This window comes from Streptomyces sp. NPDC043878, assembly GCF_056435735.1.
The window spans coordinates 53,593-78,756 of the sequence record NZ_JBWKDW010000016.1; the positions used below are offsets into that span (position 1 = coordinate 53,593).

Consider the following 25,164-nt stretch of genomic DNA (forward strand, 5'->3'; position numbering starts at 1 on the left):
CATTGCACCCCTGAAGCCATCATTCCGCTCCTGATCATCTCGACTGGGACACCCCGGGGAGTCGAACGACTCGCGGGCATACGTCCGTTATGGGCGAGATCCTTTTGTACGTCTCGTAATCTGGCACTCACCAGCTGTCACGTAGGTCACGGTCTGGTCCTTGGACCTTGTTGCGGATCCGGCACTGTGCTGGAATTCCACGGACCGCCGCAGGGATCGAGCCGGCGCGCAGGGGGCGCACTCAGAGCGCCGAGTGGCGGCGAGAGGGGGACCCCGCGCCGGTCACTCACGACCACCCGGGGGGCGCAATTCAGGGCGCCCCCTTCAACGCCGACACCGTCCTTCCGTTCACGCGGAGGGGCGCCTGGTCCAGAGGTTGCGACGCTAGTGCAGGGACGTTTCAAGAGGGATGGCAGTGCTTCGGCGGAGCCGGAGCCGCATGGCGGGACCGGCCCCAATGCCGGCGGTTCCTCGCCCCAGCACGCCCAGAACCCGGGGGCGGCCCCGACCGGCGACGGCGGTGAGCGCCCTGGGCGCCCCGGCGCGTCAGCGTCGCCGAACTCCTCCGCGGCGACCACTCCACCGATCAAGCCGGGGTCCGGCCCGATCGGCCCGGGCTCCCGAATAGCGCTGCGCAACTGGCGCATCTCCACGCGTCTGGTGTCGCTGCTCGCGCTCCCGGTGGTCGCGGCCACCTCGCTGGGCGCGCTGCGCATCAACCAGTCGATGGACGACATCCAGCAGCTCGACAACATGAAGCTGCTGACGGAGATGACCAAGCAGGCCACCGAGCTGGCGGCCGCGCTGCAGGACGAGCGCGACCAGTCGGCCGGCCCGCTGGCGCACGGCGCGAAGTCGAACACCGACTACACGGTCAAGAACGTCCGCACCAAGACCGACCGTGCCGTCGACAACTTCAACAACGCGGCCGAGGACATCGACGGTTCGGTCCGCAACGGAAACCTCCAGGGCGTCCGCGACAGCCTCGTGGGCCTGGTCACCGACCTGGGCACGCTCAACAAGGTCCGCAGCACGGCCTACACGGCCAAGGACAACTCCACTCAGACCGTGGAGTCGTACCACCGGCTGATCACCCACCTCCTGGACCTCTCGCAGGACATGGCGGAGGCGACCAGCAACCCCGAGATGATCTCGCGCACCCGCGCCCTGGCGGCCTTCTCGTCCGCCAAGGAGTACGCGTCGGTCCAGCGCGCCACGCTCGCCGCAGCGCTCCCCGCGAACGACACCACGTTCGGCGACCTCACCGAGAACGACCGGCTCTACGCCGACTCGGCGCTGGAGAGCCAGGACTCCGAGCTGCGCAGCTTCAAGAGCATCTACGGCAGCGCGTCCGCCACCGAACTCCTCAAGCCCATCGAAGAGGGCAACGCGACCATCGAGGCCACCGACACCTACGCCAGCCGCGCGCTGGGGTCGTCGAACGGTCTGTCCTCGCTGGACAAGCGGTCGTACAAGGACTGGACGGACGACAGCTCGACGAAGATCGAGCAGATGGGCAAGATCGAGCACACGCTGCTCGAGGACATGGAGCAGAAGGCGCGCGAGCTGCGCAGCGTCTCCGAGCGCGAGGCGATCATCTCCGGCGCGCTCATCCTGATCGTCCTCGGTGTGTCGCTGGTCGGCGCCTTCGTCATCGCCCGGTCCATGATCCGCTCGCTGCGCCGCCTGCAGGAGACCGCCAACAAGGTCGCCCAGGACCGGCTGCCCGAGCTGGTCAAGCAGCTCTCCGAGTCCGACCCGCAGGACGTCGACACCTCCGTCGAGTCGGTCGGTGTGCACTCCCGGGACGAGATCGGCCAGGTCGCCGCGGCCTTCGACGACGTGCACCGCGAGGCCGTCCGACTGGCCGCCGAGCAGGCGCTGCTGCGAGGCAACGTCAACGCGATGTTCACCAACCTCTCGCGCCGCTCCCAGGGCCTCATCCAGCGTCAGCTCTCGCTCATCTCCGAACTGGAGTCGCGCGAGGCCGACCCGGACCAGCTGTCCTCGCTGTTCAAGCTCGACCACCTCGCGACCCGCATGCGCCGTAACGGTGAGAACCTCCTCGTCCTCGCCGGTGAGGAGCCCGGCCGCCGCTGGACCCGCCCGGTCCCGCTGGTCGACGTGCTGCGCGCCGCCGCCTCCGAGGTGGAGCAGTACGAGCGCATCGAGCTGGCCTCCGTGCCGACGACCGAGGTCGCCGGCCGCGTGGTCAACGACCTCGTGCACCTGCTCGCCGAGCTGCTGGAGAACGCCACCTCGTTCTCCTCCCCGCAGACCAAGGTCAAGGTCACCGGTCACGCCCTGCCCGACGGCCGGGTGCTGATCGAGATCCACGACACCGGTATCGGCCTCTCCCCCGAGGACCTCGCCGCGATCAACGAGCGGCTCGCCTCGCCGCCCACCGTGGACGTGTCGGTCTCCCGCCGCATGGGTCTGTTCGTGGTCGGCCGTCTGTCGCAGCGCCACGGCATCCGCATCCAGCTGCGTCCGTCCGACTCCGGCGGCACGACCGCGCTGGTCATGTTGCCGGTCGACGTCGCCCAGGGCGGCAGGAAGCCCGTTCCCGGCAAGCCCGGCCAGGGCGCCCCGTCCGCGGGCGGTCCGGCCGCCGCGCAGGCGGCCGCCGGTGCTGCGGCGGCCCGCCGCCAGGCGGGCAACAACGGTTCACTCGGTGCCGGCGCCCCCGCCGGCGGCGCTCTCGGCGCGGGTGCCCCCGGCGGTGGCGGCCGGCTCGCCGCCGGCCAGGGACCGCGGGCCGCGCTGCCCGGCAACGGCCCGGGCGGTCGCCCGGGTGCGCCCGGCGGAGCGCGCGGGCCGCAGGGTCCGGTCTCGCCGCAGCAGGGCCGTCCGGCTCCGGCCGGCGCGGGCTTCGGCCAGCCGCAGGGTCTTCAGTCCAACGGTGCCAATGCCCCGCAGGGCCAGGACGCCTTCGGTGGCGGCCGTCCCGTACCGCCGCAGACCTCCAGCGTGAACGCCGAGCAGGGTGGCGGCTCCCGCCGCGGCCGCCGGCCGCAGCTGCCGGGCCGCGGTGGTCCGCGGGCCGAGCTGTCGGGCGGAGACCAGCAGCCCCGCACGCCCAGCTGGAGCGACGAGAACGCGCAGCCCCCGGTGGGGCGTGCCTCGCTGGACGCCCCGCGCGGGCACGACGAGCAGGACGCCGCGCAGACCGCGCAGATGCCCCGCATCGACGACCGGCAGGGTCCCGGCGCGGTGCCGAACCTCCCCCGGCCCGACTTCGACGCCCCGCGTCCGGGCCTGAACGAGCCGCACAACACGGGCCAGTTCCCCCGGCCCGGTGCGGGCGGCCCGCAGGACACCGGTCAGTTCCCGGTCGTCGGCACCAACGGCTTCACGGACCCGGGCCAGTACCCCGGCTCCAACGGTTCCAACGGTTCCAACGGCAACCCCCCGCAGAACTCGGGGCAGTTCGTCCGCTCCGACGTCTTCGGGACGCCGCCGCCCGGCCAGCACAACCCGTCGTCCACGGGCCAGTTCGCCTCCCCGCAGCCGTACGACAACGGCTCGACCGGTCAGGTCCCGGCCGTCGGTCACGCCAACGGGTCCACGGGCCAGTTCCCGGCCCAGGGCTACGACAACGGCTCCACCGGACAGCACTCGCTGCCCGCGCGGCAGAACCCCGCGAACACGGGCCAGTTCGAGCGTCCCCAGGTCAACGGCGCGCACGGCGGCAACGACTTCCCGCGTCCGCCGGCCGCGCAGCGTCCGCAGCAGCGGCCCGCCCGCCCGGAGCCGGAGGCGCTGCCGCCGGCGGGTCCCGGTGACGGTCGTACCCCGCTGTACGACACGCTGGAGACCAACTGGTTCCACGGCCAGCAGGGCAACGGTGCCGCGGCACCGGCCCCCGCGCCGTCCCCGCAGCACCAGCCCTCGCAGGCTCCCGCTGCCCCCCAACGTCCCGCCGCCTCAGCCTGGCGCAGCTCGCCGAACGACGACCTCGTCCGGCAGGCAGAACGCGTACGGCAGCCGGCAGCGGGCGGCGTCACCACTTCCGGCCTGCCGCGCCGGGTGCCCCGGGCGAACCTCGTCCCGGGCACGGCTCAGCAGCAACAGCACCAAAGCGGTCCGCAGGTCTCGCGTGCGCCCGATGACGTACGCGGCCGGCTGACCAATCTCCGTCGGGGTATCGCGCAGGGTCGTCAAGCCGGTGGTACCGGCCAGACCGGAAGCTTCCCGAGCCCCACTCACCAGCAGGAGCGTTAGTTGAGCCCGATGAGCCAGGCGGCACAGAACCTCAACTGGTTGATCACCAACTTCGTGGACAACACCCCCGGGGTGTCCCACACCGTCGTCGTGTCCGCCGACGGCCTTCTGCTCGCCATGTCGGAAGGATTCCCACGCGACCGTGCCGACCAGCTGGCGGCCGTCGCGTCCGGCCTCACCTCGCTGACGGCCGGAGCGTCCCGGATCTTCGAGGGCGGCTCCGTGGCGCAGACGGTCGTCGAGATGGAGCGGGGTTTCCTCTTCCTCATGTCCGTCTCGGACGGCTCGTCCCTGGCCGTACTCGCACACCCCGACTGCGACATCGGCCTCGTCGGCTACGAGATGGCACTTCTGGTCGACCGCGCGGGCGCGGTGCTCACGCCTGACCTGCGTGCCGAGCTCCAAGGCAGTCTGCTCCACTGATCGGCCCCGGCACCACCAGCCTCACCAAATCACCGTCCGGCCGCCACAATCCCCCCACCGGCCCTGTCAGACGGCACGACTGACCGACTTGCTGTCCCGCCCGGAGGATTCATGACCCCGCCCACCGCCTCTCATGATCCGTACGCGGAGCCGTACGAGGATGAGGGCGACCAGCCGCTGGTACGTCCTTATGCGATGACCGGCGGCCGGACGCGGCCGCGCTATCAGCTCGCCATCGAGGCACTGATCAGCACCACGGCCGACCCGGCAGCACTCATGGGGCTGCTCCCGGAGCACCAGCGCATCTGCCACCTGTGCCGTGAGGTCAAGTCGGTCGCGGAGGTGTCGGCGCTGCTGGCCATGCCGCTCGGCGTGGCCCGGATTCTCGTCGCCGACCTCGCCGAGGCGGGGCTCGTCGCCATTCACCAGCCGGGCGGCGACGAGAGCACCGGCGCCCCGGACGTGACACTGCTCGAAAGGGTGCTCAGTGGACTTCGCAAGCTCTGACGGAGGCCGGACGACCACCTCCGCGAAGATCGTGGTGGCCGGCGGCTTCGGCGTCGGCAAGACCACGTTCGTGGGCGCCGTCTCCGAGATCAACCCGCTGCGCACGGAGGCCGTCATGACGTCCGCGAGCGCGGGCATCGACGACCTGACCCACACCGGGGACAAGACCACCACCACGGTGGCCATGGACTTCGGCCGCATCACGCTCGACCAGGACCTGATCCTGTACCTGTTCGGTACGCCCGGTCAGGACCGCTTCTGGTTCATGTGGGACGATCTCGTGCGGGGTGCGATCGGCGCGGTGGTCCTGGTGGACACCCGGCGCCTGGCCGACTGCTTCCCCGCGGTGGACTACTTCGAGAACAGCGGACTACCGTTCGTCGTCGCCCTCAACGGCTTCGACGGACACCAGCCGTACGCTCCCGAGGAGGTGCGGGAGGCGCTCCAGATCGGTCCGGACGCCCCCATCATCACCACGGACGCCCGCCACCGCTCCGACGCCAAGAGCGCGCTGATCACCCTGGTGGAACACGCGCTCATGGCACGGCTGAGGTAGCAACACATCTGGAGAGACGTACGGCGGTTGTCGTAGATGTACCGGAGCCGGCTGTGTCCTTTGACACGGTCGGCCACGGCATTCATAACGTTTCGGCAGAGGAATCGGGTGGTATGGCAACGCGTCGCGGTCATCCGGTCTCGCTGCGCGCACGAAGGCCCCGCCTTTTGGCGGGGCTCGTTCTTTATGACCGTTTTATCTGGGGCTTACATCACTCGGTATCCACACCTTCCAGTGTTTGGAAGTGCGGAGGCCGTCGTGCTGGAATGCCTGAACTGCCCAATAGTCAAAGACGTACTCATCAGATGATGCGTCCCTGGGCTCTGAGACACAGCGGCACAACGTTGGTGCCGACCGCCGGAAGGTTGTTGGTCGAGTGAGGCGAAGCAAGAACGGTCCCGAGCCGTCGGCCCGGGGCAACTTCACCCCGCCGCCGCGCGGAGCGGCGCCCGCCCCTGTGCCGGGTTCGGAGCCGACGGCAGTCCCCGCTCCCAGCGGCAGCCGTTTCTCCCCGCGCAACTGGCGGGTGCCGACCCGGCTGAACGCGATCCTGCTCATACCCGTGGTCGTCGGCCTCATCATGGGCGGCTTCCAGGTGAAGAGCTCGATCGACACCTGGCAGGAGGCGCAGGACGCGGAGAACACGGCGCGTCTCGTGCGGGCCTCCCTGGGTTACGCCGACGCCCTCTACACCGAGCGCGACGTCTCCGCCGCTCCGCTGCTGAAGGGCGCGAGCCAGACCGCCAAGGACAAGGCGACGGTCACCAGCGTCCGCTCGGCCACGGACAAGGCGGCCGACGCCTTCGACCAGGCCGCGCAGAACATGCCGAAGAAGAGCGGTCTGCTGCGCCGCCTCCAGCTGTTCCGCGACGAGGAGCCCAAGCTGGAGACCCTGCGCAAGGGCGCCTACGTCTCGCCCCAGCTCACCGGTGTGAAGACCGAAGAGGGCTACACCCTGATCGCGCACCCCCTGATGGAGTTCGCGAACGAGCTGGGCCTGGGCACCGGAAACATCACCAGCTACGGCCGGACCGTCTACGCGATCTCGCTCACCAAGGCGGCGCTGTCGCTCGACCGCTCGATCGGCATGCACCTGCTGATCAAGCCCGGCCCCGGCGCCGGCAGCTTCGCCAGCCAGAAGGTCGCCCTGTCGTCGTACGCCTATCTCGAGGGCATCGCCGTCGAGGAGTACATCGGCGGTGGCACCGAGGCCGACGCGCAGAAGCTCACGACCGCCGAGGCGAAGATCAAGTCGGACGGCGAGGCGCAGGCCAAGGAGGCCGCGCAGCAGGCCGCCGCCAAGGGCGAGACCTACGTGCCGCCGCCGGCCGACCCGTCCAAGATGGTCGCGGCCGTGGCGACGCTGAAGTCGATGGACACCGCCGACCGCGTCGAGCTCGCCCAGCAGGGCATCACCGCGCAGAACTGGTGGGCGGTCAACACCCTCAAGTACAACGCCTACCGGCAGATCGAGTCCGACCTGGCCGACAAGGCGGTGAACGAGGCCGCGGGCATCGCCGACGACGCCAAGCAGTCCGCGTTCATCACCGGTGCCGCCGTCGTCGTCGCCCTGCTCGCCGCGTTCATCCTGGCCGGCATGGTGGCCCGCCAGATGAGCCGCGCGATGCGCCAGCTGCGCAACGCCGCCTTCGGCATCGCCGAGCAGCGGCTGCCGATGCTGGTCGACCAGCTCTCGCGCACCGACCCCGGCCGTGTGGACACCCGCGTCCAGCCCATCCCGATCAACACCCGGGACGAGATCGGCGAGGTCGCCCGCGCCTTCGACCAGGTCCACCGTGAGGCCGTCCGGCTCGCCGCCGAACAGGCGCTGCTGCGGGGCAACATCAACGCGATCTTCACCAACCTCTCGCGCCGCAACCAGTCGCTGATCGAGGGCCAGCTGACCCTGATCACCGACCTGGAGAACAACGAGGCCGACCCGGACCAGCTGGAGAACCTCTTCCGCCTGGACCACCTCGCGACCCGTATGCGCCGCAACGGCGAGAACCTCCTGGTCCTCGCCGGCGAGGAGCCGGGCCGCCGCTGGGACCAGCCGGTCCCGCTGGTCGACGTGCTGCGCGCCGCCTCCTCCGAGGTGGAGCAGTACGAACGAGTCGAGCTGTCGGGCGTCCCGGAGGCCGAGATCCACGGCCGCGCCGTGACCGACCTCGTGCACCTGCTCGCCGAGCTGCTGGAGAACGCCACCACGTTCTCCTCCCCGCAGACCAAGGTCCGCGTCACCGCGACCCGGCTGCCCGACGGCCGCATCATGATCGAGATCCACGACAAGGGCATCGGCCTGACCGCCGAGGACTTCGCGGACATCAACCACAAGCTGGCCAACCCGCCGACCGTGGACGCCGCGATCTCGCAGCGGATGGGCCTGTTCGTGGTCGGCCGGCTGTCCGACCGGCACGGCATCCGCGTCCAGCTGCGCCCCTCGGGCGAGCAGGCCGGCACCACCTCGCTGGTCATGCTCCCCGACGCGATCACCCACGGTGGCGGCGGCGAGACGCACCACCCGGAGCGCGACGAGTTCACGGTCTCGCAGATCATGCCGGACCAGCAGCCCGGCTACCACGGCGAGGACTTCAGCAACGGCCTGCCGATGCGCACGGCCGCGGAGCTCGGCTTCGACGACAGCCGTTACACGGAGGTCCCGGACGACATCCGGGAGCTGGACCCGGTGGGCCGTTCCCTCATGCGTGAGGAGCGCCGTGCGGCCCTGGAGGCCCAGGGCGGCCAGCCCGGCCCGGAGCAGGGCACCGAGGGCGCCTCGTACGCCGAGGGTTTCGACGCGCAGAGCGGCTACCGCAACGGCAACGGCTACCAGGAGCAGCCCGCCGCCTACGACGGCCAGCGGCCGGCGTACGAGGAGCAGCAGCGCGCGCCGTACGAGGAGCAGCAGCAGCCGTCGTACGACGAGCAGTACTACGCGCCGAACGGCGGCCTGACGCAGAACGACGGCTTCTCGGCGGGCGGCGGTTACCCCGAGCCCGCGTACACGGAGCCGGTCCAGGAGGAGCGGGCCGGCGCCCACGCCGCGGCCCCGGAGACCTACCCGGCCTTCGAGGAGCAGACCTACCGGGACGACTGGCCGCAGCAGGACGGTTACCAGAACGCCTACCCGGACCAGTACGCTCCGGAAGCGGAGTCCGTGCAGGCCGCTGACGTGAGCGAGCGTGAGCGCGTAGGCTTCGACCGACCGGGGCCGACCGCCTCCGCCGCCCACGCGCTCACCGACGCCGGCCTCCCGCGCCGCGGATCCACCACGACGAGCGGCAGCAACGGCACCGGGCCCGGAAGCCACGAGCAGCCGGCGTCCGCGCCGGAGAGCAACGGCAACGGCAACGGGACCGGCCCCGCGGACTGGCGTTCGGCGAACGACGAGCGCTGGCAGCAGGCCTCACAGCTCCGCAAGCCCAAGGCGGGCGGAGTGACCTCCTCCGGCCTGCCCCGGCGGGTACCCAAGGCCAACCTGATCGAGGGTGCCGCCGAGACGACCCCCCAGGGAGGCCCACAGGTCTCCCGCGCCCCCGAGGACGTCCGGGGCAGGTTGAGCAATCTGCGCCGCGGGGTCCAGCGGGGACGCGACGCAGGCAGTGAAACGAACGGCCAGGCCACCAGGAATCACCACGGTGGGCCTGACAGCACCTACAACCAGGAGCGTTAGTGTGAGCCCGATGAGCCAGGCGGCACAGAACCTGAACTGGGTGATCACCAACTTCGTGGACAACACCCCCGGTGTGTCCCACACGGTGGTGGTCTCCGCCGACGGACTCCTTCTGGCGATGTCCGAAGGCTTTCCGCGCGACCGCGCCGACCAGCTCGCGGCCGTCGCGTCCGGCCTGACCTCCCTGACGGCAGGTGCCTCCCGCATCTTCGAGGGTGGCAGCGTGAACCAGACGGTTGTGGAGATGGAGCGGGGATTCCTCTTCCTCATGTCCATCTCCGACGGTTCCTCGCTCGCGGTTCTGGCACATCCGGAGGCGGACATCGGCCTCATCGGGTACGAGATGGCCCTTCTGGTGGACCGTGCCGGTACTGTCCTGACGCCCGATCTGCGTGCGGAGCTCCAGGGGAGCCTGCTCAACTAACAGTCAGACCGTGCGTTTTGGCGTCCCGAGGCCATAAGGTTTCGAGACGCGGCTCCACATTGATGGGTGCCCGGCACAGTCGGAGGAGGAGAAAGTGGCAACACCCCCAGGCGGTTCGTCTTCGGGCAACTGGTCGTACGGCCCTGCCCAGGGTCCGAACGACGGTTCCCAGAACCCGAACCGTTACAACTTCCCCTCCGCCCCGAGCCGGCACCAGCAGCCGTACGCGCCCCAGGGTCCCGGACCCTCGCCGTACGACCAGCCGCCCGCGCCGCGCATCCAGCCCGTGCAGCCGCAGCGGCGGGCCCCCGAGTCGGCGCCCGCCGGCTCGGCCAGCAATCCCCTGGTGCGCCCGTACGCCATGACGGGCGGCCGCACCAGGCCGCGGTACCAGCTCGCCATCGAGGCACTGGTGCACACCACCGCGCAGCCGCACCAGATGCAGGGCCAGCTGCCCGAGCATCAGCGGATCTGCAACCTCTGCCGGGAGATCAAGTCGGTGGCCGAGATCTCGGCCCTCCTGACGATCCCTCTCGGCGTGGCCAGGATCCTCGTCGCCGACTTGGCGGAGGCGGGCCTGGTCGCCATCCATCAGCCCGGCGGCGACGAGAACGCCGGCGGCCAGCCAGACGTGACACTGCTCGAAAGGGTGCTCAGTGGACTTCGCAAGCTCTAGCGGCGGTCCTTCCCGCTCCACCACCTCGGCGAAGATCGTGGTGGCGGGTGGCTTCGGCGTGGGCAAGACCACGTTCGTCGGGGCCGTCTCGGAGATCAACCCGCTGCGTACCGAGGCCGTCATGACGTCTGCTTCGGCGGGCATCGACGACCTGACCCACACCGGGGACAAGACCACCACCACGGTGGCCATGGACTTCGGCCGCATCACCCTGGACCAGGACCTGATCCTGTACCTCTTCGGTACCCCGGGCCAGGACCGTTTCTGGTTCATGTGGGACGACCTGGTGCGCGGCGCCATCGGCGCGATCGTCCTGGTCGACACCCGCCGTCTCGCCGACTGCTTCCCGGCCGTCGACTACTTCGAGAACAGCGGACTGCCCTTCGTGATCGCCCTCAACGGTTTCGACGGCAACCAGCCGTACAACCCGGACGAGGTCCGCGAGGCGCTGCAGATCGGCCCGGACACCCCGATCATCACGACGGACGCCCGCCACCGCGCGGACGCCAAGTCGGCGCTGATCACGCTGGTGGAGCACGCGCTGATGGCGCGTCTGCGCTAGCACGCGGCACCCGGGAACACGGAACACGGGAACACGGGAACACAGCGACAAGAAAGCCGGGCCCCCTCCGCGTGGGAGGGGGCCCGGCTTTTCGTGCCCCCGCGCACGCGAATGGGGCCCCTCCGTGCGGAGGGGCCCCCTTGCGTCGTACGACGGGACGGCCGGCGGCGGTCGGTTGTGACTCAGCCGTGCCAGCTGTGCGGTGCGCGGAAGCCGGGCTCGCGCTCCAGGCGGCGCCAGCCGGCCTTGGGGTGCTTGCGGTGGGTGGGGGCCGCCGGGGCGGCCGCCGCGCGGGCCAGGAGGACGGCCGTGATCGCGGCGACTTCCTCGGGGCCGGCGTGGCCCTTCTCGACACGGATGTCAGGGGTCGTCATAGGTCTCAGTCTCCGTGGATGAGGTTTCCGCGGGGCAACCGGTGGGTTACCTCGGATCCGCTGGACTACTGCGGGGGGTTGCCGTGCTTGCGGGAGGGCAGGTCGGCGTGCTTGCTGTGCAGCATCGCCAGTGACTGGATCAGGACCTCGCGGGTCTCGGCGGGGTCGATCACGTCGTCCACCAGTCCGCGCTCGGCCGCGTAGTACGGGTGCATGAGCTCGGACTTGTACTCCTTGACCATGCGGGCCCGCATGGCCTCGGGGTCCTCGGCCCCGGCGATCTGGCGGCGGAAGATGACGTTGGCGGCGCCTTCCGCGCCCATCACGGCGATCTCGTTCGTCGGCCAGGCGTACGTGAGGTCGGCGCCGATGGACTGGCTGTCCATGACGATGTAGGCGCCCCCGTAGGCCTTGCGCAGGATGAGGGAGATCCGCGGGACGGTCGCGTTGCAGTAGGCGTAGAGGAGCTTGGCGCCGTGGCGGATGATCCCGCCGTGCTCCTGGTCGACACCGGGGAGGAAGCCGGGCACGTCGAGGAAGGTGACGATCGGGATGTTGAAGGCGTCGCACATCTGGACGAAGCGCGCGGCCTTCTCACTGGCCTCGATGTCCAGGACGCCCGCCAGGGACTGCGGCTGGTTGGCGACGATGCCCACCACCTGGCCGTCGAGACGGGCCAGGGCGCAGATGATGTTGCGGGCCCAGCGCTCGTGGATCTCCAGGTAGTCGCCGTCGTCGACGATCTCCTCGATGACCTTGGCCATGTCGTAGGGGCGGTTGCCGTCCGCCGGGACCAGGTCCAGGAGGACGTCGGAGCGCCGGTCGGCCGCGTCGGTGGGCTCCACGCGCGGCGGGTTCTCCCGGTTGTTCTGCGGGAGCATCGACAGGAGGTAGCGCACCTCGGCGATGCACGTCTCCTCGTCGTCGTAGGCGAAGTGGCAGACACCGCTGGTCTCGGCGTGCACGTCGGCGCCGCCCAGGCCGTTCTGGGTGATCTCCTCGCCGGTGACCGCCTTGACGACGTCCGGGCCGGTGATGAACATCTGCGAGGTCTCGCGGACCATGAAGACGAAGTCGGTCAGGGCGGGGCTGTAGGCCGCGCCCCCCGCGCACGGGCCGAGCATCACGCTGATCTGCGGGATGACGCCGGAGGCCCGGGTGTTGCGCTGGAAGATGCCGCCGTAGCCGGCGAGCGCGCTGACGCCCTCCTGGATACGGGCACCGGCGCCGTCGTTCAGGGACACCAGGGGCGCCCCGGCCGCGATGGCCATGTCCATGATCTTGTGGATCTTCGTGGCGTGGGCCTCGCCGAGGGCGCCGCCGAAGATGCGGAAGTCGTGGGCGTAGACGAAGACCGTACAGCCCTCCACCGTGCCCCAGCCGGTGATGACACCGTCGGTGTGCGGCCTCTTGGCCTCCAGGCCGAAGCCGGTCGCCCGGTGCCGGCGCAGCTGCTCGACCTCCCGGAAGGTGCCCGGGTCCAGGAGCAGCTCGATGCGCTCCCGGGCGGTCAGCTTGCCCTTGGCGTGCTGCGCCGCGGTCGCCTTCTCGCTGGGGCCGGCCAGTGCCTGCGCACGGATCTCGTGCAACTCGGCCACTCGCCCGCGGGCGTCCGTCGGCTCACCCGTCGGCTCGCTGGTCGACTCACCCGGCGCCTCATCCAAAACGGTCATGTAGCGACCTTACGAAGTCCGGCAAGGAAAGCGAGCCGTCGACTCCGTACAGTCTCCGACCCGTTTTCCTGGTACCCCTATACAGAACCGGGGTGGCGTGCAGGGCTTCTGACTGCTCAGGGGGCGTCAGGCTTGTAGAGGTCACACAAAGAGGCGGGCTGAGAGTCACCTCACATCCGCGGGCGGCGCGCCCCTGCCCCGGTGACCCCGGGCGGGCCCGGCGGGCGCTCTACCGCAAGGGTCTGGACCAATTCACCCGCCTGGAGCGGTCCGCACGCCAGGTCCCCGCGAAAATCCCGCGCGACTAGCCCGAACGGGTCAGTCCTCACGATATCCCCCTGGATATCCCGATCCCCCTGGACATCCCCGCCGAGGATGTTGAACATTGAACGGAATAGGACTACGGTCATCCGTGTTGGCCTCGTTGAACATTCAACATCCTCTCGTCAGGAGAACATCATGGGCATCTTCGGCCGCAAGACCGACACCACCGACGGCACCAGCCTCACGACCGGCGCACCCGCCGCCGTGAACCCCGAGCTGGCCGCAATCAGCGGCGACTACACGATCGACCCGTCCCACACCTCGATCGGCTTCGTCGCCCGCCACGCGATGGTCACCAACGTCAAGGGCAAGTTCCTCGACTTCAGCGGCACGCTGCACCTCGACGGCGCCGACCCGTCGAAGTCCACGGCGTCCCTCGACGTCACGATGGACAGCATCGACACGGGTTCGGCCGACCGCGACGGCCACCTCAAGAGCGCCGACTTCTTCAAGACGGACGAGTTCCCGACGATGACCTTCCGCTCCACCCAGGCGGAGTCCCTCGGCGGCGACGACTACCGGATCACCGGTGACCTGCAGATCCTCGGCGTCACCCGGCCGCTCACCATCGACCTGGAGTTCAACGGCGCCGCGAAGGACCCCTTCGGCAACGACCGCGTCGGCTTCGAGGGCAAGGCGGAGATCCTGCGCTCCGAGTTCGGCCTGAGCTGGAACGCCGCGCTGGAGACCGGCGGCGTGCTGATCTCCGACAAGATCAAGCTGAACTTCGACATCTCGGCGATCAAGAACGTCTGAGCCGCCGGCCCGCAGGACCCGAGAGCGCCCGCCCTCCACACCCTGTGGAAGACGGGCGCTCGGTCGTACCCGGCGGTCACTCGGAGGCGGATTCCAGCTTCGCGATCACGGCCGCCAGCCGGGCCGCCCGGCTCTGCGGGGTCCGGGCCCTGAGCAGGCCGAGCATGACGAGGTACCGGTCGGTCCGGCCGAGCCTGCCGAAGACCTCCCCGGCGCGCGGACTGCGCTCCAGCGCGGCCGCCAGGTCGCCGGGGACGGCGGCCTCCTTCTGCGAGGCGTACGCCGCCTCCCACCGCCCGTCCGCCTGCGCGGCGGCCACCTCGGCCAGTCCGGCGGGGCGCATCCAGCCGGCCGCGGACAGCTCCTCCACCCGCCGTACGTTGACCATCGACCAGAGACTGCCCGGCCGGCGCGGGGTGATCCTCTGGAGGTAGTACGCGGCGGCGAGTCCCTTGCGCTGACCCGTGATCCAGCCGTGGCACAGGGCCACGTCGTTGACCTCGCCCGCCGTGACCGACGGCAGACCCGAGCCCTTCCTGGCGACCTGCACCCACAGGCCCGGGTGCGGCGCCGGATGGGCGGTCAGCCAGGCGTCCAGGGCGGCCGCGGAGGCGAAGGTCCGGGGCTCCGGCATCGGCGTCGGCGTCTCGGAAGGCGACATGGGACGACCGTAGGCCCCAAAGGTGTGCCCGTGGGGCACCGAACCGTGTGCCCGGGGCAAAGCCCTGTCGCGCCGACCGGAGCCGCCCGGGGGCGGCCGGATCCTGCCCCTTGCGTGCCCCCTGCGCGGGTACCGGCGGAGTTCTCATGATCCAGTGACAGATCCCCCCATGCCGGAAACGTCGTGCGAGCGTCGCCCGGCGCGGTCAGAACCCGCCGCCGCCGAAGTCCCCTCCCCCGCCCCCGTCGAAGCCCCCGCCGAAGTCGCCTCCCCCGCCGCCGTCGAAGCCGCCGCCGAAGTCGCCGGGGTCGAAGTCGGCGCCGGAGACGTCGCCGCCGTCGAAGCCGCCGAAGTCCCCGTAGCCGGAGCCGTAGTCGGCCGCGTAGGCGGGGGCGGCCATCATGCTGCCGAGGACCGTGCCGACCAGCAGGCCGGGCAGGATGCCGCCGCCGAAGTAGCCACCCGCCCAGGGGCCGTAGGCCGGGCCCGCGTCCCAGTAGGGGCGGCGGCCCTGGTCGGTGTCGACCTCGCGGACCATCGGGTCGCGGCCGTCCGCCAGCCGGGTCCGGTCGGCCGCGCAGACGGGAACCTCGCGGGGCACCCCGGCCTGCGGGGTCCACGGGGCGTCGGCGACCGAGGGGCCGTGGCGGGGGTCGAAGAAGCAGGGCGGCCGGCGTTCGGGCAGGGGCAGACCTCCGCGGCGGGCGGCGAGCTGGGCGAGCGAGAAGCGGCCGTCCTCCAGGGCCCCGGTGACCGCCCGTACGTCCTCGGGCCGCCGCGCCTGCGCCATGTACGTCTTCGCCTGTTCGTAGGCGTCCAGCGCGCGTTCGTAGTCGGCGCGCATGCTGTCGTCGGCGCCCGCCTCCGCCGGATGGAAGTCGAGGCGGTCGAGTTCCTCGCCGAAGGCCGTGATGTCCTCGTCGACCACGACCCGCAGCCGCTCCAGCGCGGCCCGCCGCTCCTCCTCCCCACGCCGCCGGTTCCGCCTGACGAGCGTGTACGTCCCCGCCCCGCCGGCCACCAGCACCGCGCCGACGGTGATCAGGGCGGTGGTGGACACACCGGTGCCGCCGTGGTGGGAGGTGCCCCAGGACGAGGGCGCGGAGCCGCGCATGGTGGTGAGGGCGTTGCGGGTGAAGTCGTTCAGCTGGGCCCGGGCGTCCTCCCCGCGCACGCTGGTGACGAGGTTCCGCACGGCGGTGCGGGGCAGGACGACGGAGTCGGCGCGGGCGTCGAAGCGGTCGCCGAGGCGGATCGCGTAGAGCCCGGTGACGCCGGTGTCGGTGCGCAGCTTGGTGAACAGGTCCTGGGTCGGGTATCCGGCGGGCAGCACCGCGACGAACAGGGGCCTGTCCGCCGCCTTGATCTGCCGTGCCAGGGCGTCGGCGTCGGCCGCGGACAGCTGGGACCTCGCTGCCGGGTCGACGTACACGGGGCTCTCCCGCAGCGCTTCGGCGACGGTGGAGACGTCCGTGGCGGCGGACGCGGGCCCGGGCCCCACCGCCAGCACGGCCAGGGCGGCGAGCACCAGGGCCGACAGCAGCCCTGGGAGGCTTCGGGTCCGGTAGGCGGCCTTCATGGTTCGACGCTACCCGAAGCCTCCCAGAACATGACATGACGCTGGTGGGAGGTGCCGTCCGGCTCAGGCCGCCCGGTATGCCTCCCGCAGCTTCAGCACGGCCGCGCCGTACCGGCCGGTCAGCAGGAGGTGGTCGGCGTCCGCGAACGGCTTCGACACCGCCGCCGTGAGACGGCCGCCCACCCGCTGCTGCACGATCAGCCGGGCCCGGGCGACGAGCGCGCCGCCCGCCTCCCGCGCCCCGGTGCGCTCGGCCACCGCGGCCGCCGCGGCGAGCACCTTCAGCGTGCTCGCGCCGCCGCGCGGCACCTTCGCCAGGGTCGTCAGGCCCCAGCCGTACGGGAACTGCGGGTCGTACGCCGTGTCGCCGACGTTGATCGGCAGCTGGGCCTCCGACCGGGGCCAGGTGACCGGGAGCCGCCCGGTGAAGGGCCGCCTGCCGTAGAGGACGTCTGCGACGCCGTCGCCCTCGGTGCCCGGCAGCCAGGAGGCCACCAGGGCGTCGATGTCGCCGAGCCGGTCACCGATGAGCTGGGGGCGTCCGGAGACGATCAGGACCGCGCACTTCATGGCGGCACACACCCGGTCCACGGCCGCCCGGTTGGCGGCGGTCAGCTCCAGGTCGTTGCCGTTGCCGACGTCTCCGACGCCCTCGGCGTACGGGGTCTCGCCGACGACGACCACACCGACGTCGTAGCCCCGCGTGGGCGCCGAGGCGTCCTTGGAGTAGGTGACGTCGCCACCGGCCTTCCGCAGCCCCGCGAGGACGGTGGTGCCCGGGGTGATGTCTCCGGAGGAGCCCTGCCAGGTGACGGTCCAGCCGCCGGTCTGGTTGCCGATGTCGTCGGCGTTGGACCCGGCCACGTAGACCCTCTGCGACTTCTTCAGGGGCAGCACCCCGCCGGCGTTCTTCAGCAGCACCTGGGACTCGGCCGCCGCCCGGCGTGCCACGGCCCGGTGGGCGGGCGAGCCGATGGCCGCGGCGCCGGTGGTGTCGGCGTAGGGGTGCTCGAAGAGGCCGAGCCGGAACTTCTGGGTGAGGATGCGGGACACGGCGTCGTCGATCCGGCGCTCGCTGATCCGGCCGGCCTCGACCTCGCTCACGAGCGTGGAGCCGAAGTCCTTGTAGGCGTACGGGACCATGATCATGTCGAGGCCCGCGTTGACCGACGTCCGGACGTCCGAGGCGTAGTCGCCGGGGATCTGGTCGATCCCGGCCCAGTCGCTGATGACGAAGCCGTCGAAGCCCATGCGGTTCTTCAGGACCCCGTTGATCATGTCGGCGCGGGCGTGCATCTTGACCGGGCCCCTGCCGTCGCCGATGACGTCGAGGGAGGAGTACGAGGGCATGACCGAGCCGACCCCGCGGTCGACGGCCTCCTGGAACGGGGTCAGGTGGACGGCCTCCAGCTGCTGCCGGGTGACCCTGGTGACGCCCTGGTCGATGGTGTACGTCCCGGTGGTGGAGGTGCCGTAGCCGGTGCCGCCGTCACCCACGAAGTGCTTGGCCGTGGCCAGGACCTTGTCGTGGTCCTTGAGGTCGCTGCCGTCCCGGGCGCCCTGGAGGCCCTGGACGACGGTCTCCATGGACTTCACCAGCGCCGGGTCCTCGCCGAACGACTCGTACGAGCGGCCCCAGCGTTCGTCGCGGCTGACGCAGAGGCAGGGCGCGAAGTCCCAGGGGATGCCGGTGGCGCGGACCTCCGCGGCGGTCACCGCGCCGGTGCGCCCGGCGAGCCGGGGGTCCCGGGTAGCCCCGATGCCGATGTTGTGCGGCATGACGGTGGCACCGACGAGGTTGTTGTGGCCGTGCACCGCGTCGACGCCGTAGATCAGCGGGATCTGGAAGCGGGTGGCCCGCGTCCGCAGCTGGAAGGCGTCGATCATCTTCGCCCACCCCTCGGGGGTGTTGGGCGTCGGGGTGGAGCCGCCGCCGGACAGCAGCGAGCCGAGCGCGTAGGCGGCGATGTCGCCGGGGGCGGTGACCGCGCCGCGTTCGGCCTGGGTCATCTGGCCGGCCTTCTCCGCCAGGGACAGCCGGGACACGAGGTCGGCGACCCGCTTCCTGACCGGCAGTTTCGGGTTCAGGTACGGCAGTCCGTGGGCGTCGATCACCACCTGCGGGGTCTCGGCCGGGGCCTTGGCGCCGGTGACGGTCAGCTCGAGCGGGATCGTCTCGGCGGCCTCGGCGGCCTTGTCCCCGAGCGTACGCACACGCACGGTGCGGGAGGTGCCGGAGGCGGTGCCGGCGGGGAAGGTGATCGTGCCGCTGACCGGGGTGTAGTCCCGGCCCGGCCGGGCGGTGCCGTCGGCGGTCGTCTCGTAGGCGACGGTCACGGGTTCGTCGATCGGGGCGGAGCCGGTCGTGGCGACGGTGATCCGGACCGAGGCCGCGGCGCCCTCCCGGACCGGGTGGACGGCGGAGTCGGTGGTGACGGAGGCGCGCAGCGACTGGTCGGCCCTGCCGTACACCTCGACGTCGTCCATGGCGAACGTGCCCTTGACGCCGGTGGGCAGGGTGAGGGCGTATCCCCACATCCGGGTCAGGCCCAGGACGTGGTCGATGCCGCCGACGGGCTGGTAGTCCGTGCGATAGGTGAAGTCGGTGAAGGGCAGCGAGATCTGTTTCCAGCCGGTGAAGTCGTCGGTGAAGGAGGTCGTCCAGAGCTCGGAGGCCTCGCCGTGGGCGCCGCCGTCCTTGATCTCGAAGGCGATCTTCCTGCCGCTGCCGCGGCCCTCCCACCAGAAGCGGACGCCCTGGTGGGCGGACCAGTCGTGGGCGGGCCGGTCGGCGGCGTAGTCGTGGGTGAAGCCGCCGTAGCCGCTGATGTCGTAGGTCCCGGAGAGGACCTTGGCGCCCTCGGGCGCGTCGTCCCGGGCGGTCAGCGCGAGGGTGGGCGGGTCGTCGGTGTCGCCGCCCCAGGTGAAGAGGCCCTCGGCGGGCTGGGCGGCGAAGGGCACCTCGCCCTCGAAGCGGTCGACGGCCGCGGGGGCGGGGTCGTCGGCGCCGGACGCCGTGGCGGCGGTGGCGAGCGGGAGCAGGGTGGTGAGAAGTGCGGCGGAGGCGAGCAGGGCGGTTCTTCGCATGGACCATTCCTCGGCTCTCGTAGTCCACTCATGACTTAGCTCACGCCGTGAGTTAACTGGCGCCCCGTGAGGCCGTCAAGACGTCGCACCGGACCGGTGCGAGTCCGGGGTGCGGCCGGATCGAAGCGGCCGTCACTTCGGAAAGTGAACGCGCACCCCCTTGACGTGTACACAAAGTCGCCCTTTACTCACGCCTCGCACGCCTCCCATCCCCCACCTCTCGAAGGGCGGCGCACCACGAGGAGATCCACCCGGGCGGTCCGGCTGCTACTCGCCGGGCTACTGACGACCGCCGGGTTCACTGCCGCGACCGGGCCGGCGCACGCGGCCGGCGAGCAGGTCACCGCCTGGCTGACCACCACCGACGACACCGGCGGACGCCATGTGGTCCGCGGCCTCCAGGCCCAGACGCCGTTCGCCTTCCAGTCCGGCACCGGCGGCGGCGGCGAGAACATCACCGTGGACGAGAACACCCGCTACCAGACCTTCACCGGCGGCGGCGCCTCCTTCACCGACACCGCGGCCTGGCTGATGAACAGCAGCGGGGCGCTGACCCGGCGGCCCGGGACGCCGCCATGACGAAGCTGTTCTCACCGGCGCAGGGGATCGGCCTGTCGTTCCTGCGCAACCCGATGGGCGCCTCGGACCTGGCCCGGTACGGCTACACCTACGACGACGTGCCGGCCGGACAGACCGATCCCCCGCTGTCCCGGTTCTCCCTCGCGCACGACCTCGCCGACGTCGTGCCGCTGACGAAACAGGCCCTGCGGCTGAACCCGTCCCTCACCGTCGTGGCCTCCTGGCGGCTGTGGACGCCCGGAGCGTCGGTGCGGAGGCCGCCCGGCCCGCCGGGCGGTCCCGCCCTCGGTGCCTACTCGGCGGGCTCCACACCCGCCCGCAGCAGCCCGTACGCGTACGCGTCCTCCAGAGCCTGCCAGGAGGCGGCGATGACGTTCTCCGCCACGCCCACCGTCGACCACTCCCCCGTGCCGTCGGACGTCGAGATGAGGACCCGCGTCGTGGACTGGGTGCCGTGCACGCCCTCCAGGATGCGGACCTTGTAGTCGACGAGCTCCAGCTTGGCGAGCTGGGGGTAGATCGTCTCCAGGGCTACCCGCAGCGCCCGGTCCAGGGCGTTGACGGGGCCGTTGCCCTCGGCGGTGGCGACGATGCGCTCGCTCTTGGCCCACAGCTTGACCGTGGCCTCGTTGGCGTGGCTGCCGTCGGGACGGTCCTCGACGATGGCGCGCCAGGACTCCACCTCGAAGTACTTCAGAGGCTTGCCGTCGACCTCCGCGCGCAGCAGCAGCTCGAAGGAGGCGTCGGCCGCTTCGTAGGTGTAGCCCCGGAGTTCGCGCTCCTTGACCCGCTCGACGACCCGGCCGACCAGTTCGCGGTCGCCGCCCAGGTCGACGCCGAGCTCCTTGCCCTTGAGCTCGATCGACGCGCGGCCCGCCATGTCGGACACCAGCATCCGCATGGTGTTGCCGACCTGCTCGGGGTCGATGTGCTGGTAGAGGTCGGGGTCGACCTTGATCGCGGAGGCGTGCAGGCCCGCCTTGTGGGCGAACGCCGAGACGCCGACGTAGGGCTGGTGCGTGGAGGGGGTGAGGTTGACGACCTCCGCGATGGCGTGCGAGGTGCGGGTCATCTCGCGCAGCTTCCCCTCGGGCAGGACCTTCTTGCCGTACTTGAGCTCCAGGGCCGCCACCACCGGGAACAGGTTGGCGTTGCCGACCCGCTCGCCGTAGCCGTTGGCCGTGCACTGGACGTGGGTCGCGCCGGCGTCCACCGCGGCGAGGGTGTTGGCGACCGCGCAGCCCGTGTCGTCCTGGGCGTGGATGCCGAGGCGGGCGCCGGTGTCGGCCAGGACGGTCGAGACGACCGCCTGGACCTGCGCGGGGAGCATGCCTCCGTTGGTGTCGCACAGGATGACCACGCTCGCGCCGGCCTCCGACGCCGTACGGACGACGGCTTTGGCGTACTCGGGGTTCGCGCGGTAGCCGTCGAAGAAGTGCTCGCAGTCGACGAACACCCGGCGGCCCTGGGCGCACAGGTGGGAGACGGTGTCCCGCACCATCTCCAGGTTCTCCTCCAGCGTCGTGCGCAGGGCGAGTTCGACGTGCCGGTCGTGGGATTTCGCGACCAGGGTGATCACCGGGGCGCCGGACTCCAGGAGCGCTCTGACCTGCGGGTCCTCGGACGCCTTCGCGCCGGCCCGGCGGGTGGCGCCGAACGCGACGAGCTCGGCGTGCCGGAAGTCGATCTCCTCGCGGGCGCGGGCGAAGAACTCGGTGTCACGCGGGTTGGCGCCGGGCCAGCCGCCCTCGATGAAGCCCACGCCGAAGTCGTCCAGGTGCCGTGCGATGGCCAGCTTGTCGGCGACGGTGAGGTTGATGCCCTCGCGCTGGGCGCCGTCGCGCAGGGTGGTGTCGAAGACGTGGAACGAGTCGTCGAGCTCGCTGGTTTCCGTCATGGTGTCAAGGCTCCTGTGTCGGATCTCGGTCTGTACCGGAATGACCGGCTCCACCGTCCTCCAATGATCCCTCGCGCTGCGCTCCCGGCTTGAGGTGGGCCAGAAAAGCGAAAAACCCCTCGCGGGTGCGAGAGGTCTGCGCGCGGGTCGAGGGCGACGGTGTCCGCCCGTACCTGGTCGTACGTGGCGGTCACTGCGGACCGGCGCGCCTGCTGCCAATAATCGTGGCGAACGAGAGCACGGTGGCAGTCTGGCACACGCCGCCGCCGCGCTCACCGTCCGTCTCAGGATGCGAACGGCGGGTGGTCCGGGCCGCACAGGTCCTGGTCCAGGAACTCGCGCACATGCCCGAGGACACCCTCATCGGCTTCGCCCGCTGCCGGGTCCACGACGCGGAGGCGCTCCAGGTCGTCAACCGCCCTTCCCGAGACGGGATCCACTGGTGCAGGGCCGGCCGGAACATCCCCGCCACCGTCTCCCGGGCGCCCGGCCGCGAGCGGCCCGCCGGCCGTGTCCCCGCCGTCGTACCGGGACCCGCTGCCACCCCTGACCGGCGGGGTGGACCGCAGCTTCCTGCTGCCGGGCGCGGTGGGCGCGGTGGCCCACCCGCTGCTCGCGCCGCGCCCGGCGCCCTCGACGTCCGGGGCCGTGCGGAACCGGCTCACGCCGGAGACGGGCTCTGATCTCGCTCCGGCCCGGCTCCGGCGCCGTCACCGCCGGCCGGGCTCAGCCCAGCCGGTGCATCCAGCCGTGGGTGTCCTCGGCGATACCGCGCTGGATGTCGAGCAGGGCCCCGCGCAGGGCGAGCGTCACCTTCCCGGGCTCACCGCCGGACTGCCGCCACTCGGCGCCCGCACGCTTGACCGTGCCGACCGGGGTGATGACCGCGGCGGTGCCGCAGGCGAACACCTCGGTCAGGGTGCCGTTCTCGGCGTCGCGCTGCCACTGGTCGACGGAGACGCGTCCCTCCTCGGAGGTGTAGCCGAGGTCGCGGGCGACCGTCAGCAGGCTGTCCCGGGTGACGCCCTCCAGGATCGAGCCGGTCAGGGCGGGCGTGACGATCCGGTCCCCGTACACGAAGTACAGGTTCATCCCGCCGAGCTCCTCGACCCACTTGTGCTCGACCGCGTCGAGGTAGCAGACCTGGTCGCAGCCCTTGGCGGCGGCCTCGGCCTGGGCGAGGAGGGAGGCCGCGTAGTTGCCGCCGGTCTTCGCGTCGCCCATGCCGCCGGGCACGGCGCGGACGCGGTCCTCGGACAGCCAGATGGAGACCGGCCGCACGCCGCCGGGGAAGTACGCGCCGGCCGGGGAGGCGATCACCAGGAAGAGGTACTCGTTGGCGGGCTTCACCCCGAGTCCGACCTCGGTGGCGATCATGAACGGGCGCAGGTAGAGGGACTCCTCGCCGCCGTGCGCCGGGACCCAGTCACGGTCCTGGCGGACCAGCGCGTCGCACGCCTCGATGAACGTCTCGACCGGAAGCTCCGGCATGCCGAGCCGGCGCGCGGATGCCTGGAAGCGGCGGGCGTTCTTCTCGGGGCGGAAGGTGGCCACGCTCCCGTCGGGCTGGCGGTACGCCTTGAGGCCCTCGAAGATCTCCTGCGCGTAGTGCAGTGTCATGTTGGCGGGGTCGAGGGAGAGCGGGCCGTACGGCACCAGCTGCCCGTCGTGCCAGCCGCGGCCCTCGGTCCACCTGATCGTCACCATGTGGTCGGTGAAGTGGCGGCCGAACCCGGGGTCGGCCAGGAGCGCCGCGCGCTCGGCGTCGGCCAGCGGGCTGGCGGACGGCTTGAGTTCGATCGTCGTGGGCGTCGTCATGAATGCTTGTCCTTCACCGGTTGTAGTGACGGGCCGCGCTCACGCCCGTACTGCCAGTGGCCAGTGCTAGGACGTCCGAGCATTCCCTCATTCCGCGGCTCCGCGTTCGATTGTCTCAAGAGCGGGGACCGTGGACGAAAACGGCGTGAATGCGGCTCAGGGGATGATGGTGGCACCCGGCGGGGACATACGAAAGCCGCCGGGTACGGAGTGACCCGGCGGCTTCGAGGGTGGTTCGAGGGGCGCGGGGTCAGCCGGCTACTCGTACGGCCAGCGCGTCGCCGATCTCGGCGGTGCTGCGGGCGGGGCCCCCGGTGCGCTCCGCGAGGTCGGCGGAGACGGCGTCCTCGATGCGGGCCGCCTCGGTCTCGTATCCGAGGTGGCGCAGCAGCAGGGCGACGGACAGGACCGTGGCGCTGGGGTCGGCCTTGCCCTGGCCGGCGATGTCCGGGGCCGAGCCGTGCACCGGCTCGAACATGGAGGGGAACTCGCCGCTCGGGTTGATGTTCCCGGAGGCGGCGACGCCGATGCCGCCGGAGACGGCCGCGGCGAGGTCGGTGATGATGTCGCCGAAGAGGTTGTCGGTGACGATGACGTCGAAGCGCGCGGGGTCCGTGACGAGGTAGATCGTCGCGGCGTCCACATGGATGTAGTCCGTGGTGACCTCGGGGAACTCCTCGGCCACCCGGTTGAAGACGTTCGTCCACAGGTGACCCGCGAAGGTGAGCACGTTGTTCTTGTGGACGAGGGTCAGCTTCTTGCGCGGCCGGGCCTGGGCGCGGGCGAAGGCGTCGCGGACCACGCGCTCCACACCGAAGGCGGTGTTGACCGACACCTCGGTGGCGACCTCGTGCTCGGTGCCCTTGCGGATGGTGCCGCCGTTTCCGGTGTACGGGCCCTCGGTGCCCTCGCGGACCACGACGAAGTCGATGTGCGGCTCGCCGGCGAGCGGGGTGGCGACACCCGGAAGGAGCTTCGACGGACGCAGGTTGACGTGGTGGTCGAAGGCGAAACGGAGCTTGAGCAGGAAGCCGCGCTCCAGGACACCGGACGGCACCGACGGGTCGCCGATCGCGCCGAGCAGGATGGCGTCGTGCTGCCTGAGGGCGTCGAGGTCGGCCTCGGTGAGGGTCTCACCGGTCGCGTGGTAGCGCGTGGCGCCGAAGTCGTAGTCCTTGGTCTCCAGCTTCACATCCTGCGGAAGGACGGCGGAGAGGACCTTCAGACCTTCGGCCACGACCTCCTGGCCGATGCCGTCACCGGGAATCACTGCGAGATTGATGCTGCGAGACATGTCGGCACCGTACTCCTTGTCCCATGGGATGACATGCGGTGTCCGCGATCCGGACACCCGCACGGGGGAAGGCGTCA

Annotated in this window: 17 protein-coding genes and 1 pseudogene; 10 read left to right on the top strand and 8 right to left on the bottom strand. The window is 71.1% G+C overall.

The features are described from left to right. Positions 1-387 precede the first annotated feature (387 nt). The 8 genes from AC07AZ_RS22535 to AC07AZ_RS22570 all read left to right on the top strand — a co-directional run bounded on the left by AC07AZ_RS22535 (position 388) and on the right by AC07AZ_RS22570 (position 11,045). Positions 388-4,224: a sensor histidine kinase gene (locus AC07AZ_RS22535; RefSeq protein ID WP_478850428.1), complete on the top strand. Its 3,837-nt coding sequence runs from the start codon at positions 388-390 to the stop codon at positions 4,222-4,224. A 9-nt stretch (positions 4,225-4,233) separates the two neighbouring features. Beyond that, positions 4,234-4,647, top strand: a complete 414-nt coding sequence (locus AC07AZ_RS22540; protein WP_030611534.1) for a roadblock/LC7 domain-containing protein — start codon at positions 4,234-4,236, stop codon at positions 4,645-4,647. 111 nt (positions 4,648-4,758) lie between these two features. Next, the gene (locus AC07AZ_RS22545) at positions 4,759-5,154 is read left to right on the top strand and encodes a DUF742 domain-containing protein (RefSeq protein WP_030611532.1); all 396 of its coding nucleotides are present in this window, start codon (positions 4,759-4,761) and stop codon (positions 5,152-5,154) included. Continuing rightward, complete coding sequence (locus tag AC07AZ_RS22550) at positions 5,135-5,710, top strand: GTP-binding protein (protein ID WP_356035143.1); 576 nt, start codon at positions 5,135-5,137, stop codon at positions 5,708-5,710. The genes AC07AZ_RS22545 and AC07AZ_RS22550 overlap by 20 nt, the downstream gene beginning before the upstream one ends. Positions 5,711-6,086: 376 nt before the next feature. After that, a complete protein-coding gene (locus AC07AZ_RS22555) occupies positions 6,087-9,383 on the top strand; it encodes a nitrate- and nitrite sensing domain-containing protein (RefSeq protein ID WP_478850431.1) in 3,297 nt (1,098 codons plus the stop codon). Positions 9,384-9,393: 10 nt separating this feature from the next. Continuing rightward, positions 9,394-9,807: a roadblock/LC7 domain-containing protein gene (locus tag AC07AZ_RS22560; protein ID WP_356035147.1), complete on the top strand. Its 414-nt coding sequence runs from the start codon at positions 9,394-9,396 to the stop codon at positions 9,805-9,807. A gap of 94 nt (positions 9,808-9,901) precedes the next feature. Beyond that, entirely contained in the window at positions 9,902-10,483 is a 582-nt protein-coding gene (locus tag AC07AZ_RS22565) for a DUF742 domain-containing protein (RefSeq protein WP_478850433.1), read from the top strand. Then, positions 10,464-11,045, top strand: coding sequence for a GTP-binding protein (locus AC07AZ_RS22570; protein ID WP_026248371.1), 582 nt, complete (start codon positions 10,464-10,466; stop codon positions 11,043-11,045). The genes AC07AZ_RS22565 and AC07AZ_RS22570 overlap by 20 nt, the downstream gene beginning before the upstream one ends. Before the next feature lie 182 nt (positions 11,046-11,227). Here AC07AZ_RS22570 and AC07AZ_RS22575 read toward each other — a convergent pair whose 3' ends face one another. Continuing rightward, the gene (locus AC07AZ_RS22575) at positions 11,228-11,419 is read right to left on the bottom strand and encodes an acyl-CoA carboxylase subunit epsilon (RefSeq protein WP_478850435.1); all 192 of its coding nucleotides are present in this window, start codon (positions 11,417-11,419) and stop codon (positions 11,228-11,230) included. A gap of 65 nt (positions 11,420-11,484) precedes the next feature. Next, positions 11,485-13,092, bottom strand: coding sequence for an acyl-CoA carboxylase subunit beta (locus tag AC07AZ_RS22580; RefSeq protein ID WP_478850437.1), 1,608 nt, complete (start codon positions 13,090-13,092; stop codon positions 11,485-11,487). A gap of 459 nt (positions 13,093-13,551) precedes the next feature. Here AC07AZ_RS22580 and AC07AZ_RS22585 point away from each other — a divergent pair, with 459 nt between their 5' ends. Continuing rightward, positions 13,552-14,172 carry a YceI family protein gene (locus tag AC07AZ_RS22585; RefSeq protein ID WP_478850439.1) on the top strand — a complete coding sequence of 207 codons (621 nt, stop codon included), beginning with the start codon at positions 13,552-13,554 and terminating at the stop codon, positions 14,170-14,172. Positions 14,173-14,248: 76 nt separating this feature from the next. Here the strand turns inward: AC07AZ_RS22585 and AC07AZ_RS22590 are convergent, their stop codons facing one another. The 3 genes from AC07AZ_RS22590 to AC07AZ_RS22600 form a co-directional block, all read right to left on the bottom strand. After that, positions 14,249-14,833: a YdeI/OmpD-associated family protein gene (locus AC07AZ_RS22590; RefSeq protein ID WP_478850441.1), complete on the bottom strand. Its 585-nt coding sequence runs from the start codon at positions 14,831-14,833 to the stop codon at positions 14,249-14,251. A 205-nt stretch (positions 14,834-15,038) separates the two neighbouring features. Next, positions 15,039-16,412 carry a hypothetical protein gene (locus AC07AZ_RS22595; protein WP_478850443.1) on the bottom strand — a complete coding sequence of 458 codons (1,374 nt, stop codon included), beginning with the start codon at positions 16,410-16,412 and terminating at the stop codon, positions 15,039-15,041. Between the two features lie 63 nt (positions 16,413-16,475). Then, a complete protein-coding gene (locus AC07AZ_RS22600) occupies positions 16,476-19,499 on the bottom strand; it encodes a glycoside hydrolase family 3 protein (RefSeq protein ID WP_478850445.1) in 3,024 nt (1,007 codons plus the stop codon). Positions 19,500-19,763: 264 nt separating this feature from the next. On the opposite strand from AC07AZ_RS22600, the pseudogene AC07AZ_RS22605 reads away from it, so the two are divergent. After that, positions 19,764-20,323, top strand: a pseudogene (locus tag AC07AZ_RS22605) (glucosylceramidase); the annotation flags it as partial. 47 nt (positions 20,324-20,370) lie between these two features. On the opposite strand, the gene cimA reads toward AC07AZ_RS22605, so the two are convergent. From cimA to AC07AZ_RS22620, 3 genes are all read right to left on the bottom strand, one after another. Then, entirely contained in the window at positions 20,371-21,975 is a 1,605-nt protein-coding gene (cimA, locus tag AC07AZ_RS22610) for a citramalate synthase (protein WP_478850447.1), read from the bottom strand. Between the two features lie 726 nt (positions 21,976-22,701). Beyond that, positions 22,702-23,793 carry a branched-chain amino acid aminotransferase gene (locus tag AC07AZ_RS22615; RefSeq protein ID WP_478850449.1) on the bottom strand — a complete coding sequence of 364 codons (1,092 nt, stop codon included), beginning with the start codon at positions 23,791-23,793 and terminating at the stop codon, positions 22,702-22,704. A 250-nt stretch (positions 23,794-24,043) separates the two neighbouring features. Beyond that, the gene (locus tag AC07AZ_RS22620; protein WP_478850451.1) at positions 24,044-25,087 is read right to left on the bottom strand and encodes a 3-isopropylmalate dehydrogenase; all 1,044 of its coding nucleotides are present in this window, start codon (positions 25,085-25,087) and stop codon (positions 24,044-24,046) included. Positions 25,088-25,164 lie beyond the last annotated feature (77 nt).

Coding starts and splice junctions, on each gene's coding strand:
- cimA (WP_478850447.1), bottom strand. CDS start 21,975: ATGACGGAAACCAGCGAGCTCGACGACTCGTTCCACGTCTTCGACACC.
- AC07AZ_RS22615 (WP_478850449.1), bottom strand. CDS start 23,793: ATGACGACGCCCACGACGATCGAACTCAAGCCGTCCGCCAGCCCGCTG.
- AC07AZ_RS22595 (WP_478850443.1), bottom strand. CDS start 16,412: ATGAAGGCCGCCTACCGGACCCGAAGCCTCCCAGGGCTGCTGTCGGCC.
- AC07AZ_RS22560 (WP_356035147.1), top strand. CDS start 9,394: ATGAGCCAGGCGGCACAGAACCTGAACTGGGTGATCACCAACTTCGTG.
- AC07AZ_RS22585 (WP_478850439.1), top strand. CDS start 13,552: ATGGGCATCTTCGGCCGCAAGACCGACACCACCGACGGCACCAGCCTC.
- AC07AZ_RS22590 (WP_478850441.1), bottom strand. CDS start 14,833: ATGTCGCCTTCCGAGACGCCGACGCCGATGCCGGAGCCCCGGACCTTC.
- AC07AZ_RS22620 (WP_478850451.1), bottom strand. CDS start 25,087: ATGTCTCGCAGCATCAATCTCGCAGTGATTCCCGGTGACGGCATCGGC.
- AC07AZ_RS22580 (WP_478850437.1), bottom strand. CDS start 13,092: ATGACCGTTTTGGATGAGGCGCCGGGTGAGTCGACCAGCGAGCCGACG.
- AC07AZ_RS22575 (WP_478850435.1), bottom strand. CDS start 11,419: ATGACGACCCCTGACATCCGTGTCGAGAAGGGCCACGCCGGCCCCGAG.
- AC07AZ_RS22545 (WP_030611532.1), top strand. CDS start 4,759: ATGACCCCGCCCACCGCCTCTCATGATCCGTACGCGGAGCCGTACGAG.
- AC07AZ_RS22540 (WP_030611534.1), top strand. CDS start 4,234: ATGAGCCAGGCGGCACAGAACCTCAACTGGTTGATCACCAACTTCGTG.
- AC07AZ_RS22600 (WP_478850445.1), bottom strand. CDS start 19,499: ATGCGAAGAACCGCCCTGCTCGCCTCCGCCGCACTTCTCACCACCCTG.